Annotated in this window: 14 protein-coding genes; 6 read left to right on the top strand and 8 right to left on the bottom strand. The window is 56.6% G+C overall.

Annotation, left to right across the window (positions count from 1 at the left end):
• Positions 1-280: 280 nt before the first annotated feature.
• Positions 281-1,912 carry a methyl-accepting chemotaxis protein gene (locus E5E97_RS13610; protein WP_043122141.1) on the bottom strand — a complete coding sequence of 544 codons (1,632 nt, stop codon included), beginning with the start codon at positions 1,910-1,912 and terminating at the stop codon, positions 281-283.
• Between the two features lie 378 nt (positions 1,913-2,290).
• Here E5E97_RS13610 and E5E97_RS13605 point away from each other — a divergent pair, with 378 nt between their 5' ends.
• The 5 genes from E5E97_RS13605 to E5E97_RS13585 all read left to right on the top strand — a co-directional run bounded on the left by E5E97_RS13605 (position 2,291) and on the right by E5E97_RS13585 (position 6,637).
• Positions 2,291-3,223 carry a ZIP family metal transporter gene (locus tag E5E97_RS13605; RefSeq protein WP_171280429.1) on the top strand — a complete coding sequence of 311 codons (933 nt, stop codon included), beginning with the start codon at positions 2,291-2,293 and terminating at the stop codon, positions 3,221-3,223.
• A 94-nt stretch (positions 3,224-3,317) separates the two neighbouring features.
• Positions 3,318-4,076, top strand: a complete 759-nt coding sequence (locus E5E97_RS13600) for an ABC transporter substrate-binding protein (protein WP_171280428.1) — start codon at positions 3,318-3,320, stop codon at positions 4,074-4,076.
• A 107-nt stretch (positions 4,077-4,183) separates the two neighbouring features.
• The gene (gene mtnN / locus E5E97_RS13595) at positions 4,184-4,876 is read left to right on the top strand and encodes a 5'-methylthioadenosine/S-adenosylhomocysteine nucleosidase (protein WP_171280427.1); all 693 of its coding nucleotides are present in this window, start codon (positions 4,184-4,186) and stop codon (positions 4,874-4,876) included.
• Positions 4,873-5,823 carry a cobalamin biosynthesis protein gene (locus E5E97_RS13590; protein ID WP_171280426.1) on the top strand — a complete coding sequence of 317 codons (951 nt, stop codon included), beginning with the start codon at positions 4,873-4,875 and terminating at the stop codon, positions 5,821-5,823. Before mtnN ends, E5E97_RS13590 begins: the two co-directional genes overlap by 4 nt.
• Positions 5,816-6,637: a cobalamin-binding protein gene (locus E5E97_RS13585; RefSeq protein ID WP_171280425.1), complete on the top strand. Its 822-nt coding sequence runs from the start codon at positions 5,816-5,818 to the stop codon at positions 6,635-6,637. Before E5E97_RS13590 ends, E5E97_RS13585 begins: the two co-directional genes overlap by 8 nt.
• An 87-nt stretch (positions 6,638-6,724) precedes the next feature.
• Here the strand turns inward: E5E97_RS13585 and E5E97_RS13580 are convergent, their stop codons facing one another.
• From E5E97_RS13580 to flaA, 7 genes are all read right to left on the bottom strand, one after another.
• Positions 6,725-8,812, bottom strand: coding sequence for a 6-hydroxymethylpterin diphosphokinase MptE-like protein (locus E5E97_RS13580; RefSeq protein ID WP_171280424.1), 2,088 nt, complete (start codon positions 8,810-8,812; stop codon positions 6,725-6,727).
• A gap of 7 nt (positions 8,813-8,819) precedes the next feature.
• Positions 8,820-9,119: a hypothetical protein gene (locus tag E5E97_RS13575; RefSeq protein ID WP_171280423.1), complete on the bottom strand. Its 300-nt coding sequence runs from the start codon at positions 9,117-9,119 to the stop codon at positions 8,820-8,822.
• Positions 9,116-9,538 carry a flagellar export chaperone FliS gene (fliS, locus tag E5E97_RS13570; protein ID WP_017410249.1) on the bottom strand — a complete coding sequence of 141 codons (423 nt, stop codon included), beginning with the start codon at positions 9,536-9,538 and terminating at the stop codon, positions 9,116-9,118. The genes E5E97_RS13575 and fliS overlap by 4 nt, the downstream gene beginning before the upstream one ends.
• 25 nt (positions 9,539-9,563) lie before the next feature.
• Entirely contained in the window at positions 9,564-10,973 is a 1,410-nt protein-coding gene (fliD, locus tag E5E97_RS13565) for a flagellar filament capping protein FliD (protein WP_106552257.1), read from the bottom strand.
• A gap of 26 nt (positions 10,974-10,999) precedes the next feature.
• Complete coding sequence (locus E5E97_RS13560; RefSeq protein ID WP_011705590.1) at positions 11,000-11,440, bottom strand: flagellar protein FlaG; 441 nt, start codon at positions 11,438-11,440, stop codon at positions 11,000-11,002.
• 38 nt (positions 11,441-11,478) lie between these two features.
• Positions 11,479-12,384, bottom strand: coding sequence for a flagellin B (gene flaB, locus E5E97_RS13555; RefSeq protein WP_011705589.1), 906 nt, complete (start codon positions 12,382-12,384; stop codon positions 11,479-11,481).
• A gap of 578 nt (positions 12,385-12,962) precedes the next feature.
• Complete coding sequence (gene flaA, locus E5E97_RS13550; protein WP_011705588.1) at positions 12,963-13,871, bottom strand: flagellin A; 909 nt, start codon at positions 13,869-13,871, stop codon at positions 12,963-12,965.
• A 415-nt stretch (positions 13,872-14,286) separates the two neighbouring features.
• Here flaA and E5E97_RS13545 point away from each other — a divergent pair, with 415 nt between their 5' ends.
• Entirely contained in the window at positions 14,287-14,919 is a 633-nt protein-coding gene (locus E5E97_RS13545) for a trimeric intracellular cation channel family protein (RefSeq protein ID WP_011705587.1), read from the top strand.
• The last annotated feature ends 81 nt before the right edge of the window (positions 14,920-15,000 follow it).

Genomic DNA, 15,000 nt, shown 5'->3' with positions numbered 1-15,000 from the left:
GTCAGCGCGGCAAGAGGATGCAACATCCCTTCGAATCTATGTCGTACCACAATCCTGACTCGCCCCTCAGGCTGCTCTCAAAGCGACCTGGCAGCCGGCTTCTGCCGTCGCGAGCTTGCCACGCCGTTCACCGAACCCGTGTTGCTCTCCCTTCCTTGCAAACCTCATGACTAATCCAGTAGTCGTCAGCCAATAACAAACAACCCGGCCTGAGCCGGGTTGTTTGGGTGTCTGCCAATGCAGGCCGCGGTTGCGGCGCCCTCCCTGGCGCGCAGCAGCATTACGCCAGGCGGAAACGACCGATGGTCTGACGCAGACCGGCGGCCAGCTGACTCAGCTCCAGACAGGCGCGGGCGGTGTGATCGGCCCCAACGGCGACCTCGTTGGAGGATTCGTTGATCCGCTCCACGTTGCGACCCAGCTCATCGGAGACCGCATCCTGCTCGCCGCAGGCGCTGGCAATCTGAATGGCCATGTCGGCGATCTGGGCCACCGCCTCTTCAATCTGCTGGATGCCGTTGCTGGTCTGCTCGCTCTGCTCCACGCACTGGCGGATCATCTCGCAGCTCTGGCCGGTCACCTCTTTGGCCTGGTTGGCACGTGCCTGCAGGGTTTCAATGATGGCAACGATCTCGCCGGTGGAAGCCTGGGTGCGACCCGCCAGGGTGCGCACCTCGTCGGCCACCACCGCAAAGCCGCGGCCCTGCTCGCCAGCGCGGGCAGCCTCGATGGCGGCGTTGAGAGCCAGCAGGTTGGTCTGATCGGCGATGCCACGGATCACATCCACTACCACATTGATCTGGGCGGATTCGCGCTCCAGTTCGGTAACCAGGGTGCCCGCCTGTTCAATCTCTTCCGCAACCCGGGTGATGGACATCAGCGAGCTCTGCACATCCTGATTGCCACGGCGTGCCAAGGCATTGGCGGAGCTGGCCGACTCGGACGCGGTCTCGGTGTTGCCTGCCACATCGGCCACGGTGGCCTTCATCTGGGCCATGGCGGTGGCGACCAGCGAGATCTCCTGCTGCTGGCTCTGGATCCCCTGTGCCGATTGCTCGGAGACGGCGCTCACCTCTTCAATGGCGGCCCCCAGCTGAGTCACGGCGGCCACCACTTCTTCAATCAGGCCGCGCAGGTTGTCCTGCATCTTGAGGGAGGCCTTGGCCAGCATGCCCAGCTCGTCGCGACCGATGTGCTGGCGATCCAGCTGATGGGTCAGATCGCCGGCGGCGATGGCGTTGGCCTGCGCCACCACGGCCTGCAGCGGCAGGCAGATCTGGCGGGTCAGGAACCAGGTCATGGCCACCATGAACAGCAGCAGGCTGCCGATGCTCACCATGGCAAAACTGGTCACCATGTTGACGCTGCCAAGCAGGCTGCCACGGTTCTCTTTCACAAAGCCCAGGTTCACTTCCACCAGACCGTTGACCGCCTGCTCCAGCTCGCCATAAATCGGGTTGGACTGGAACAGCTGATCCTTGGCCTGGGCCAGCTGACCCTGCACCAGCAGTTGATCCACCACATTGACCGAGTTCAGATAGCGTTGCCACTCCTGCTTGGCGCGGTTGAACACCTGGCGCTCATGGTCGGCACCGACCGTGGCCTCGTAGGCACGAAAGGCCTGCTCGACTTTCTGGACACTGGCCTGGATCCGCCCGCGACGCGCCTGCAGATCGGTGGCGTCATCCACCATCAGCAGGGCAAACTGGGCACGGCGCACGTAGGATACGTCGTAGAGCAGGTTCTCGACCGAGAGCACGCTCGGCAGGGTGGAGTCGGTAAAATTCAGCACGCGATCGCGCACGCCGCGCAGCTCGCTGGAGAGAAAAATACCGAATATCACGTTGACGGCGGCAATGACCGCAAAGACCACGGCAATTTTTTTGCCGATAGACAGATTTTTGTAAAACATGGTGGCTGGTGATCCTCGACTGCTGACAAGCAGGTGCACAGTGGCGATCACATCCGTATGAACTGGTAACCCGGGCTTTCCTGGCGGGAGATGGGACGTAGCGAAAGACCAAGGGAAGGGTGGGTTTCGCGAGGGCGGCACTTTACCACAAACCTGCCTACTCCTTCACCAGCTTTCGCCGCAACAAAGCAAGTTGTTTTTCCGTACAACCCGATCTTCATCACAAACTATTCAAAGCGACCAAATCATTTCAAATAGTTAGCCGATGAATGCAATCGATGCACCGGCATGGACAAGTCAGGCCCGGCTCGCTGTAATGCAAGAGTCCCCGGAGGACGCCTCGCCGTCCCCGCCATCAAGCAAGAGAGGTGATCTTCAATGGATAACGCGTCGGCCCTGCCCCTTTCCTCCTGGTCTGCCCAGCTGCGCGGGCAACTGCGGGCACGCCCGGAGATCGCCATCGGCCTGCTCGTTGCACTGGCGGCCGTCGTGCTGTTGCTGCTGCAGAGCCTGGTGATGCTGGCCGCCGGCGACATCAGCCCCGGCGTTCGCTACGGCCTGCTCGGCGGTCTGGCCGGCTTTGCCGCCACCGCGCTCGGCGCCTTGCCTGCCCTCTTTCTGCGTTCGGTCCCCCAGCGGGTGGAGGACAGCATGCTGGGCTTTGCCGCCGGCATGATGCTGGCGGCCAGCGCCTTCTCCCTGCTGCTGCCGGGGCTCGAGGCGGCAGAGGGGCTCACCGGCAACGGCTTTCTCGCCGCCGCCGTGGTGGTGGCAGGCATGACCCTCGGGGTGCTGCTGATGCTGGGGCTCGATCAATTCACCCCCCATGAGCATGACAAGACCGGCCCCTGTGGTCCCGGTCACGAGAGCTGCTCCCGGGTCTGGCTGTTCGTGTTTGCCATCGCCCTGCACAACCTGCCGGAAGGGATGGCCATCGGGGTGAGCTTCTCCCAGGGTGACATGTCGGTGGGTCTGCCGCTCACCACCGCCATCGCCTTGCAGGACATACCGGAAGGGCTGGCGGTGGCACTCGCCATGTGCGCCGCCGGTTTTCGCCCCGGCAAAGCCGTGCTGGTCGCCATCGGCAGCGGTCTGCTTGAGCCGCTCGGAGCCCTGCTCGGTGTCGGCCTCTCCAGCGGGCTGGCCATCGCCTATCCCATCGGCCTCGGCCTGGCCGCCGGTGCCATGCTGTTCGTGGTCTCCCACGAGGTGATCCCCGAGACTCACCGCAACGGTCACCAGACCCACGCCACCCTGGGCCTGATGGCCGGGTTTGCCTTGATGATGACCCTCGATACGGCGCTTGGTTGATAAGATTCTGATATATGGCGTAATGTTTGAGCACTAGCGCCGTGACATCGGCGGGCAACGTCGCATTTCCCCACGCATCGAGGGCCAGCATGACATGATATTCCGAGTGATGATGCTGGGTTGTCTGCTGGCAGTCGCTCACCGGGCCGTCTCTGCCACCGAAATCTATCGCACGGCGGCACAGCCCGAATCCGCCCCCAAATACATCCAGATGGCGGATGGCCGCATCGGAGGATTCTGCGTCGAACTGTTTCGACTGCTGGAGCGCCAGGAGCCCGCCCTGCGCATCCAGGGCGATCAGCGCTTTGTACCCCTCAAGCGGCTGGAGAAACAGGTGCGTTTCGGCCAGCTCGACTTCATCTGCGGCGTGGGCGACAACCCGGACCGTCGCAACCACTTCCTCTATCTGCAGCCCCCCATCTTCACCGTGCGCTACCACTTGGCGGTGCGCAGCGATGATCCGGTCGAGATCCGCCAGTGGGACGACGTCAGAGCCCTTGGCGAAGAGGGTATCATCCTCATCAATCACGGCAGCGGCGCCATCGAACGGCTGCAGGCCCTGCAGGGACTCATCATCGACAGCGGCGGGATCAGCAGTGCCGCCAATTACGACAAGCTGCTGATGAAACGAGGGCGCTTCGTCTACTACCGCTCACCCGGCTTCGAGGCCGACCTGCTGCGCCACCATCTGAGCGGCCAAATTCGCATCCTCCCCACCGCCATGGAGACCATTCCCTTCTATATCCTGTTTTACCAGCGCACCTCCCCTGCCCGGCTGGCCCTGTTCGCCAATGCCCTGCAACGGCTGGCGGACAGCGGCGAGCTGGCTGACCTGGCCAAGCGCTACCCTTAAGCGCCCCTTCACATCGCGCAGTATCGGAATGCTCGGCGCCATCGCCAACTTTTGTTATGATCCACAACAACTTATTCGGCCGCACGGCCATCAAGACGAGGTGAGTGATGAAAGTAGGTATTATCGGCGCCATGGAACAGGAAGTGGCCCTGCTGCGCAGCCAGATGAGCAACCCGACCACCCTGCAACTGGGCGGCTGCGAGTTCTATCAGGGCACCCTGGCAGGCAAAGAAGTGATCCTGACCCGCTCCGGCATCGGTAAAGTCGCTGCCAGCGTCGCCACCAGTCTGCTGCTGGAAAAATTCGCTCCCGACTGCGTCATCAATACCGGCTCTGCCGGCGGCTTTGCCCAAGACCTGCACATCGGTGACGTGGTGATCGCCAGCGAGATGCGCTTCCACGATGTGGATGTGACCGCTTTTGGCTACGAGATGGGCCAGATGGCGCAGCAACCGGCCGCCTTCCCCTGCGACGAGACGCTCATCGCCGTCGCTCAGGATTGCATCGCCGAGCAGGGCAAGCATCAGACCAAAGTCGGCCTCATCTGCACCGGCGATCAGTTCATGTGCAAGCAGGACGCCATCGCCAAAGCCCGCGCCGACTTCCCGCAGATGCTGGCGGTCGAGATGGAAGGCGCGGCCATCGGTCAGGTATGCCACATGTTCAAGGTGCCCTATCTGGTGGTGCGTGCCATGTCTGACATCGCCGGCAAGGAACAGGTTGAATCCTTCGATGCCTTCATCGAGGTGGCCGGCAAGCACTCCGCCGAGGTGATCATCAAGATGCTCGGCAAGCTGTGATCCCACTCACCACGCTGGAACAGATGGCCGCCACTCCGGCGGCCATCTTGCTCGGGGCCGCCCTGCTGGAGGCCATCGTGCCCTGGCCGGCCCACTATCGGCTCTCCGCCGTCGTACCGCTGCTGACCCGGCTGGGTCACAAGGTGTGTCGCCCCGATGGCGCCCCCGGTCAGCAATTGCAGGCCGGTCTGCTGGCCATGCTGATTGTCTGGCTGCCTTGCGCCGCCGGACTCTGGGCGGTGCGCAATCTCTCGCTCTCGGAGCCGCTGTTCGATCTGTTGTTTCTGCTACTGATGCTGGAATCGCGTCCGCTGCGGGAGCTGGCCCGTGCCACTCGCTCGCTGACAGACCAGGATACCTTGGTGGTGGCCCGGCTGCAGGCCGCCCCCTGGCTCAGGCGCGATACCGGCAAGCTCTCCCTGATGGGGCTTGCCAAGGCGGTCAGCGAAAGCTGCACCCTGCGCCTGATAGGACAGTGGGCCGGCCCTCTGCTGGGATTTGCCCTGGCAGGTGTGCAAGGTGCCCTGCTGTGGCGCCTCGCCCAGTTGATGAATCAGGGCTGGAGTCCGAAACTGCCAGCCTTTGCCCACTTTGGCCGGGCCGCCGCCGTGCTCTATCAGGCCCTGTGCACCCCTGCCATCTTGTTGCTGGCACTGCCCTTGTGCCTGACCCAGCTGCGCCAGCTGGCAAGCCGGCTGCGCACCGCGATACGCTGGCCCTACCCCGCGATGGGAATACTGCTGGCGCTGCTGTCCGGCTCGCTGGGCTGCAAGCTCGGTGGCCCCCGCTACTATCAGGGCAGCTTGATCCGTTTCCCCGTGTTTGACGCCGCCGCCGAGCCGGATGCCGGCATGGCCCTGCGCCTGCTCAACCGCCTGCAACAAGCCGGTTGGGGCTGGTTGGCGCTGGCATTGCTGCTCACGGTGCTGGGGCAGCTGCATGGCTAGATGGCTCGCCCTGCTCTGCCTATTGTGTGTGTCGCCCGCCCTGCTGGCCGGGACACCGACACGCATCGTCAGCCTCACTCCTCATCTGACCGAACTGCTGTTTGCCATCGGCGCCGGCGATCGCATCGTTGCCACCGACGATGCCTCCGATTATCCACCCGAGGTCAAACGCCTGCCCCAGGTAGCCAATTACCGCAGCATCAATCTGGAAGCCCTGCTGGCCCAAAAGCCCGACTTGATCGTCGCCTGGCGCTCCGCCCAATCCCGCATGCTGGCACCTATCGAGCAGCTGGGGATCCCGGTGTTCTATTCAGAACCGACCAACTTTGCCTCCCTCGCCACCGAGATGCGGGCGCTGGGAAAAATATTGGGGGTGGAACAAACCGCCAATACCGAGGCCGATGCCTATCTCGCCCGCCTGGCCGCACTTGGGCTGCGCTACGGCAGGCCCAAACATATCAAGGTGTTTTATCAGCTCTGGTATCCACCGCTCACCAGCGTTAGCGGCAATGCCTGGCCCGCCCATGCCATCGAGTTGTGCGGTGGGGAAAACGTGATGGCAGCTGCCCGCACGCCCTACCCCCAGGTCAGCCTGGAGCAGGTGATCAAGGCCAATCCGGCGCTGATCCTGGCGGGGAGTCAAGATCCCGACGCTCTGCGCCACTGGCAACAGTGGTCCAATCTGGACGCCGTCCGCCATCAGCGCCTGCGCCTCATCAACTCGGATGAACTGCATCGTTTCACCCCGAGAGCCCTCAATGCCGTGGAGCAGATATGTCGGGCCATTGAAGAGGCACAACAGCCGAACCAGTAAGCCGCGTTGCTTGGTTATTTTCACAATAAAAAACACCGGCAAGCGCCGGTGTTTCTTATTCAGCAGACATGTGATGATAGATAGCCGTTACTTCTGCTTGAAGATATCCAATCCGACGAAATAGACGGAATCGTGACGCTGGAAGGCATCGGCATAAATCGGCTTCGCATCATCAAAGAACCGCTCGAGGATGGCCTCGGCCTCTTTTATCTTGGCTTCGAACTTGTCAGGGGCAGCGTCAAGCAGGGTCATCATCAAACCAATGATGTTGGCGTAGAAATAGTTCATCGAGCCAATCAAAATGCGATAAAGATGGCAATCACGGCTCATCAGCAAATAAAGAAGATAATCGTGATGACGCTGCATCATGGCCAATATCTCATTGTGTTCGTATTTGACCGTTTGCCAGTCGGTACGCAACTTCTCCAGCAAATCGTCAAACAGCGGTACGTTGAGCGTGGCATTGAAGTCGATACTGGTCATGTCGAACGGCTGGAAGCTGCGCGCCATCAACTCATCAAGCAGAGCTATTTTATCCAGCTCAGGGCCGCTGATTTGCAGAGCATCAACCCGTTGAGGGATGGCTCCTTCAATGTAAGCACCATCACTGCAATTCAGGCAGCGTATATCTGGATGGCCAGTCAGCACGCGCGTCATATTATGGATGGCCAGACCAAATAGGTGATTGATACGCACTTCCCCACCAAAATTGCCTGGGGCTGGGAAAGTATCTTTTAGACTTTCATTGTACTTGGCTTCTTTCTTCTCGTTGTAATAGAGGCTCAGACTGGAGTGATGCTTATCTGTATACTTGTAGCCATTGTCTATCCCGAACAGGTATACCTGCTTGAAACCGAGCAGGGCAGCATAGTTGAGACCGGTATTGCCAACGAAGGGGTTGGAAAATTCAATGGACTCATATTCGAAAGCCTGACCAAACCGGCTGACCAGCATGGAGAACATGGGTTCATTAGGTTTGAAAGTAAGACCTGTTTTGCGGAAAAAGGTCTTGCACTCGGGGTGGATCACATCGACGCTGAGGAAGACCGCATCCTTGAGAAAGTCATCCGCATCGAGAATGCGCAGAAAATCTGCCGAGCTCTTGGTGCGCTCCACCGCCACATATATGTCAGGCTTGATGCCCGCCTTGTGCAGGGCACTGACGGCCGTGCCACAGGCGATGATGATGGCTTGTCCCTGATGCTGCCGGATAAAGTCGATGTTCTGATCCAGCGACGGCCCGTTACCGACCACGAATACCGGTACCTGCTCGGCCAATGAGGTATCCCGCTCCCTTTTCAGGAACGGCGTACCATCCTGCAGATGGGTGTGACTGTGGGCCAGTGCATAAATATTGTCATCAAAGAAGCCCCAACCCGTCCTGAGCAGATACAACTCGCTCTCTGCCTTGTCGATCAAGTCATGCAGCTTGGGGGAGTGATAAGTACAAAATGAGAAATAACTCGCCGACCAGAATGCTCCTTTGCGATGTATCGCTTCCATCATGTCGGCCACCAGAAGTTGCTCATCCACACCGATAAAAAGATGCAGGCTCAGCGACTCCTGCTCCATATACTCGAGCAGTTGGTGCCAGTCAAAACAATAAAGCGAGGCATAGAACATGTCGATATCCGGTTCGAAAGCAAACAGATTTCGAACCCGGCACCGTTCATACAGGTAGCCCAACTGATAACCCAGGCCGATCCCGTACATGAATGACAAGGGAATGTCGGCATCCAGCGCCTTACTAAGCGGCAAGCCTTCCAGCGATACATTATCCTTTAGTTTGGAAATGGCATTGTTGTAGGCGATATGGATTTGGCCCTCCAAATACCACTGAGGAACGAAGTCGATACATTCAAGTACGCTATGCTCAATCACCTCGGCAATCTGGGCTTGCGCTTCGGCAAAGGGATCGTCTCCATACAGGGAAACCTTGTCATCAAGCCACAAAATATTTGGAATGCCATTTTCATTACAGAAAAAGCGAAAAGGTCTGGATGGCTGGTACTCTTTGAAAAAGGCATGGATCCCTGGCATGTATTTTTCAAAGGCGGCCATATTAAGCTGATGGCGAACAGGCAACACCGCCAGCATGGCGGCTTCCTGTTCTTTTTGAACTGCAAGACGGGAAAGCTCTTCCTCTGCACTTTCTATGTTTTTATTAAAATCCATTCGATATTTAACCCGCATTCGACTTGTAAAGGCTCGTTGCTCGCCCAGCCTTGGAGAATTGGCGCAATTCATCTTCTGCCAGACTCCTGGCACTCGCGATTCGCTCATGGATCATTTGAAACTGCAACAGAGCCTGCTGCTGTTCCATATCAAGGTGGCTTTCCACGGGGAACTGCCGAAACACACCATCGAAAGCATCAAGATAGTGATCCATTTGTGCCTCCGCTGCCGACAACTCATTTCTCTCCAGCAGTAGCAACAGCTGGGTGCCGTGAGCCATCAACCCGGACAGAATGGCATCGCTCATTCCGTCCTGCCCGCTTTTTGCTGGGCAATGGCCTTGTCGCGCTCTTCGACCGGAATGGCATCCCAGCCGCTTTTGACGGTCAGCATCAGGGTCATCACCTCATCGATGGCAGCGATATCCATGTCACGGCTGGCATCCATCATCCGTGCCTTCATATAGTCATACAGAGCAAAAAGATCCTCAGGCACCTTGCCGTAAGAGAGATCCAGCGAGTCCTGCAAACCGTTGATAATGGCCATGGTCTTGGATACAGACTGGGATTTGCCCTCGAAATCACGACGCTCGATGGCACCACGGGCCTGGGCAAGTCGCTCGAGACAGCCCTGCATCAACAACTGGATCACCCGGTAGGGATCTGCCACCGCAAGCTCGGACTGCAGATTCTGGGTGGTATAGGCCTTGATATTTTTCCGATACATACGAGACACGGCTCCTGACTACGTATTAATTCGACTTGGTATTGAGCAGATTGAGATAAGAGGCCGACTTGTTCATCTTGGCCAGCATGGAGTCCAGGCTGCCATAACGGGCACGCAGAGTCTCCTGATACTTGGTCAGCTGGGAAGCGACATCCGACTCCTTGCGGCTCACCTCACGCAGATCCGAATTCAGCGTATCTTCCCGCTTGGCCAGCAAGCCACCGGTTTTGGAGTAGGTTTCCAATTGTCCGGCCAGTTTACCTGCCACCCCATCCTTGCCACCAAAAACCGCCACCACCTGATCGAAGTTTTTGTCGATGGCCTCGCTGAACTTGGTGTCATCAATGGAGAGAACCCCTTTGTTGTCCATCTTCACACCCATCTGGAAAATCGTTGAGTAGGTTGAGGATTTTTGTGAGGGTTCGGTAATGGCACCGTTCATCATGTTGATCACTGCGCGTGTCGTCGCGTCACCAGCCAGGGCTCCGCCATCATTCTGACTTTTTCCGGCCACGATGGAGTTGCGTTTGCCCAGCTCATTGCTCTTCTTCACCAGGGCGTTGTAGCCGTCGACAAAGCTTTTGACCATGTCTTTGATGCCGGCCTTGTCAGTGCTCACATCAACCTTATTGGAACTGTAAGTCTTGACTGGTTTGCCATCTGCATCGGTAGAGGTCGTACTGTCCGACTCTCTCAGCACAGTCAGCTTGAGCCCAACGATGGTGCCATCAAAGGTATTGGTCGCGCTGGTCAGCGTGTTGCCATCCACCTTGATCTTGGCATCCTGAGCATCCTGGCGCTTGGTCAATTTAGATACCAGGTTGTCGGTCAATTCGGTGGTGTTGCCGGTGATCTGCAGATCCTTGCCACTGCCGCTGACCCCTGAATCGATCATCAGCTTGGATTTGCCATCGGAGGTATTCATGATGTTGACGCTCAGACCGAAGTTGTCTGCGTCATTGTTGATGCGCTTTCGAATGGATTGCAGCGAATCGCCAGCTTTGACATCGACATCAAAGGTCTTGTCGCCGGCCTTGAACGTCAATTTTCCGTCTTGAGTGATAAGAGGGGTGGTCGACGAGTCGAAGGTACCGTCAAATTTGCTGGTTTTTGCCAGCTGTTCGACGCTGATATCATATTGCCCATTGGAGGCCCCTGCCTTGCTCTCCACCTTGAGCACAGGTTTGTCCTTGTCCTGGGTAATGTTGATGGAGCGTTTGTTGAACGCGTCATCTTTCGCCATCGCCTGCAAGGTAGTCACGAAAGAGGCGATGGCAGATTTCAGCTGCCCCACACCGGAGAGAGTTATTTGAGTGTTGGTCTTCTTGGTGGTGATGGGCTGCATCAGCTGTGCTTTTTTGGCATCGACGCTGGCAGCAATCACTGACTCCAAATCGAGTCCGGAGCCGGCACCTGCAGACGTAATGGTGGGCATACTCACTCTCCTCTTAAGTTTTCATATCAGATCTCGTTATCGAGCAGCAACCCGGCGCGTGAACCTCCTCCGGTCGCATCACTCTCACGCAGATCTTTAATTCGTTTGCTGATAGCCAGCAACTCTTCGCTCGGGATTTGCCGGATCATTGACTTGGTCTCGGCGTCTACCACCTTGATCACCACCTGATCCAGATCCTTTTCAACACTGAAATTGACGGTCCAGCCTTGCAACTTACTGAACTCTTGCAACTTTTGGACCTCATTTTCAATGTCTGCCTGAGGCACATCTTGTTTGACGTTTTTTTCACCAGGCTGTCCCTCTTGCTGTTTTTTCACATCCTGTGCCGTCACCCGCTGCTCTTCCGTCGTGCCAGATAGCACTTGAGCGGCCGATTGGCCGCTCTTGCTACTTGACTGAAGAGAAGAAGGAGTGACCGATGACGGGATCCCAATTTCATTGGCCATATCGTCGCTCCTCTTTCTATCTCATCACTGCGTTTCTGTTAACCCAGCAGGGACAGAGCAGATTGCGGTCTTTGGTTGGCTTGCGCCAGGATGCTGGACGCCGCCTGTTGCAGAATGTTCTGCTTGGTCAGGTTGGCAGTCTCGGTCGCAAAGTCTGCGTCGCGGATACGAGAGCGTGCTGCACTCAGGTTCTCGGAAACGTTGGACTGGTTGCGAATGGTCGAGTCGAAGCGGTTCTGCACCGCACCCAGCTCTGCCCGTTTGCTGTCAACTGCCTTGATCATGAAATCAAGGTTCGCCATGGCCAGCTGAGCTCCACTTGCAGTTTTAATACTGCTCACACTAGTAGTCGTCGCTGCGGTTGTAAGTTTTGATACAGTATATTTATCTGCAGTAGCAGTGGAGGCAACTGTTGCACTTCCTTTTGTTGCTGTTGCAATTCCTTTGATACTAAATGCAGACGTCATTTTAAAGGAGATAGTCTGCCCTGCATCAGCACCAACTTGGAAAGTCCCCTTGTACTTGCCATCAAGCAGCTTCTGCCCACCAAAAGTAGTGTCTTCAGAAATACGGTCTATCTCAGTTATTAGCTGATCATATTCCTGCTGCAGTGCGACACGGTCGTCCGTATTATTGGACCCATTTGAGGACTGCTGGGCTAGTGTACGCATCCGCTGTAACATGGAAGTTACTTCATCCATGGCCCCTTCTGCCGTTTGGGCAACAGAGATACCATCGTTGGCGTTGCGGTTACCTTGATCCAGTCCGTTGATCTGAGAGGTCAAACGGTTGGAGATCTGCAGACCGGCGGCATCGTCCTTGGCGGTGTTGATACGCAGACCGGAAGCCAGTCTGGTGTAGGACGTATCCAAGGACTTGTTGGTGTTCATCAGGTTACGCTGGGCGTTCAGTGATGAAGTATTCGTGTTGATATACATGGCCATAAAATATTCTCCCGAAGAACATGCGACTGCGGGTTGCGCCGCCAAAGCGGCGTCCCACCGTTAGAAGAACAGGTTGAACGATCCTGATTCTTCTGGCGGGTGTCTGTTTGAACGGACAGGCCACCCGCAGTAGTGCAAACGTTGGATTCCGAACACCCCTCGATTGCTTCACTTTATTTAACGGCAGAACAGCGACAAGCTTTAGGAAAATAATTGCCGAAGGTGGCAAGTTTTGTCCGGCAAGCGGCAAACGGCAGGCACTCTATGTCCTTGGACGCGGCAGCAGACCTGAGACCAGCTTGGAGAGATGAATGAACATATTTGGCACAGTTTGTGCTTTGCTATGGGGGAGTGGCGTCAATTTGACGGCACAATAAAAAGAGGCCGGAAAATCCGGCCTAAAACGAGCATACGCTCAGGAGAATATGACCAAGCGTGACAGAACTGAACAGCTGTACAACACTTGGCTTTACTAGTAGAGAATAGATTCTCTCCCGATAGAACAGAGTGCGAACCGAACACCCCTTTGTTCCATCTCTTGACCAGGGCGGCCTGAACAACCGCCCTGTTTTCTTTTATCAGCCCTGCAGCAGGGAGAGTGCTGACTGCGGACGCTGGTTTGCTTGGGACAGTATGGTCGAGGCAGCCTGTTGCAGAATGTTCTGCTTGGTCAGGTTGGCGGTCTCGGTCGCGAAATCGGCATCGCGGATCCGTGAACGCGCGGCACTGACGTTTTCAGAGACGTTCGCCTGGTTACGAATGGTTGAATCGAACCGGTTCTGCACCGCACCCAATTCCGCACGCTTGCTATCAACCACCTTAATCATAAAATCCAAATTCGCCATAGCTAGCTGGGCTGCGCTTGCCGTTGTGATACTGCCCACACTAGTCGTTGTTGTTGCTGTCGCCGATTTTGTGACTTTATATTTATCGGCTGTAGCAACAGATTGAACTGTTGCGCTACCTTTAGAAGCTGATGCTATACCACTCAAGGTAAAGGCTGATGTCAGTTTAAAAGTAATTGTCTGACCAGCATCAGCACCAACTTGGAAAGTTCCAAAATAATTGCCGTTTAATATATTCGTACCACCAAAAGTAGTATCTTTTGCTACTCGGTCAATCTCAGTAATCAGCTGGGTGTACTCTTGCTGCAACGCGGTACGATCATCGGTGTTGTTGGAACCGTTGGCGGACTGCTGAGACAGGGTACGCATCCGTTGCAACATGGAGGTGATTTCATCCATGGCGCCTTCAGCAGTCTGGGCGACGGAGATACCGTCGTTGGCGTTGCGGTTGCCCTGATCCAAGCCATTGATCTGGGAGGTCAAACGGTTGGAAATCTGCAGGCCGGCGGCATCGTCTTTGGCGCTGTTGATGCGCAGACCAGATGCCAGACGGGTGTAGGATGTATCCAGAGATTTGTTGGTGTTCATCAGGTTACGCTGAGCGTTAAGCGATGAAACGTTCGTATTGATATAAAGACCCATGACTATTCTCCTAAGCTATTAAATTCACTATCTAATTCGCTCGAACTTTATTGTCTTTCCTGTTCGATGCCTCTTATTTAACGGCCTCTTTTTCGATGTCTTTAGCATTATTTTCAACGCTTCATCGCATTAACGCCGCTTACCCTATTTATCGGCATGTTCTCGTTGAACTTGAGGAAAAAAATGCTCTGTTTTTCCTGCAAGGTTCATGATGCAAACAACAGAGGGCGGTGGGTGAGGCAGCGTGCGACTTGCCGGCGATCTGGCACCGCTCAGGCACCATGACGACAACCGGCATCATCACCGCCGGCAAAAACTTGGTCTGGCTCCCACTTCTTGCTGGCAGCCATTGGTCAGACGCCGCAATCCCCCTAAAATCGCGACCCCATCAACAATTGGACGTGAGTTGTTCTCCATGCAAACACTGGTTGAGCAGATTGTTTACATCAGCGACATGTTTGGTACTGCGGTATTCGCGTTTTCGGGGGTTTTGGTGGCGGGCCGCCTCAGGATGGACGGTTTTGGTGTCATGGTGTTGGCGGCAGTCACCGCCATCGGGGGCGGAACCATCCGCGACATGATCCTGGGGGCCACCCCCGTCTTCTGGGTACGTGACCCTCTCTACATCTGGGTGGTGATAGCAACGGCACTCATCGGGATGTGGATGGTCAAGCTGCCCCGCCGCATGCCCTGGTACGTGCTGCCGGTCGCCGACGCCTTCGGGCTGGCACTCTTTACCGTGATCGGGGCGCAAAAAGCCCTCAACTTTGGTACATCGGGGCTTATCGCCGTATTGATGGGCACCATGACAGGGGTGGCCGGCGGCATGATCAGGGACGTGCTGGCCCGTGAGGTGCCCATGGTCTTGCAAAAAGAGATCTATGCCACCGCCTGTATCCTGGGGGGCATCCTCTATACCCTGGCGCTGGAGATAAACGTGGATCGGGTGACCGCCATGCTCATCTGCATGACGGCGGTGTTCGGTCTGCGGGTGGCGGCCATCTATTGGCATCTGTCACTGCCCACCTTCTCCCTGCAGCGCAATTGATGCCGTGGCCAGGGAACGAGTCGCACTCCTGGCCAGGTTGCGTTGAACCAAGCAGGCTTTTCTGTTGTCATAAGGTCCAGT

The sequence above is a fragment of the Aeromonas sp. 2692-1 genome (assembly GCF_013085505.1).
Classification (GTDB): Bacteria; Pseudomonadota; Gammaproteobacteria; order Enterobacterales; family Aeromonadaceae; genus Aeromonas; species Aeromonas hydrophila.
This window is presented reverse-complemented; position numbering and strand designations above follow the sequence as displayed.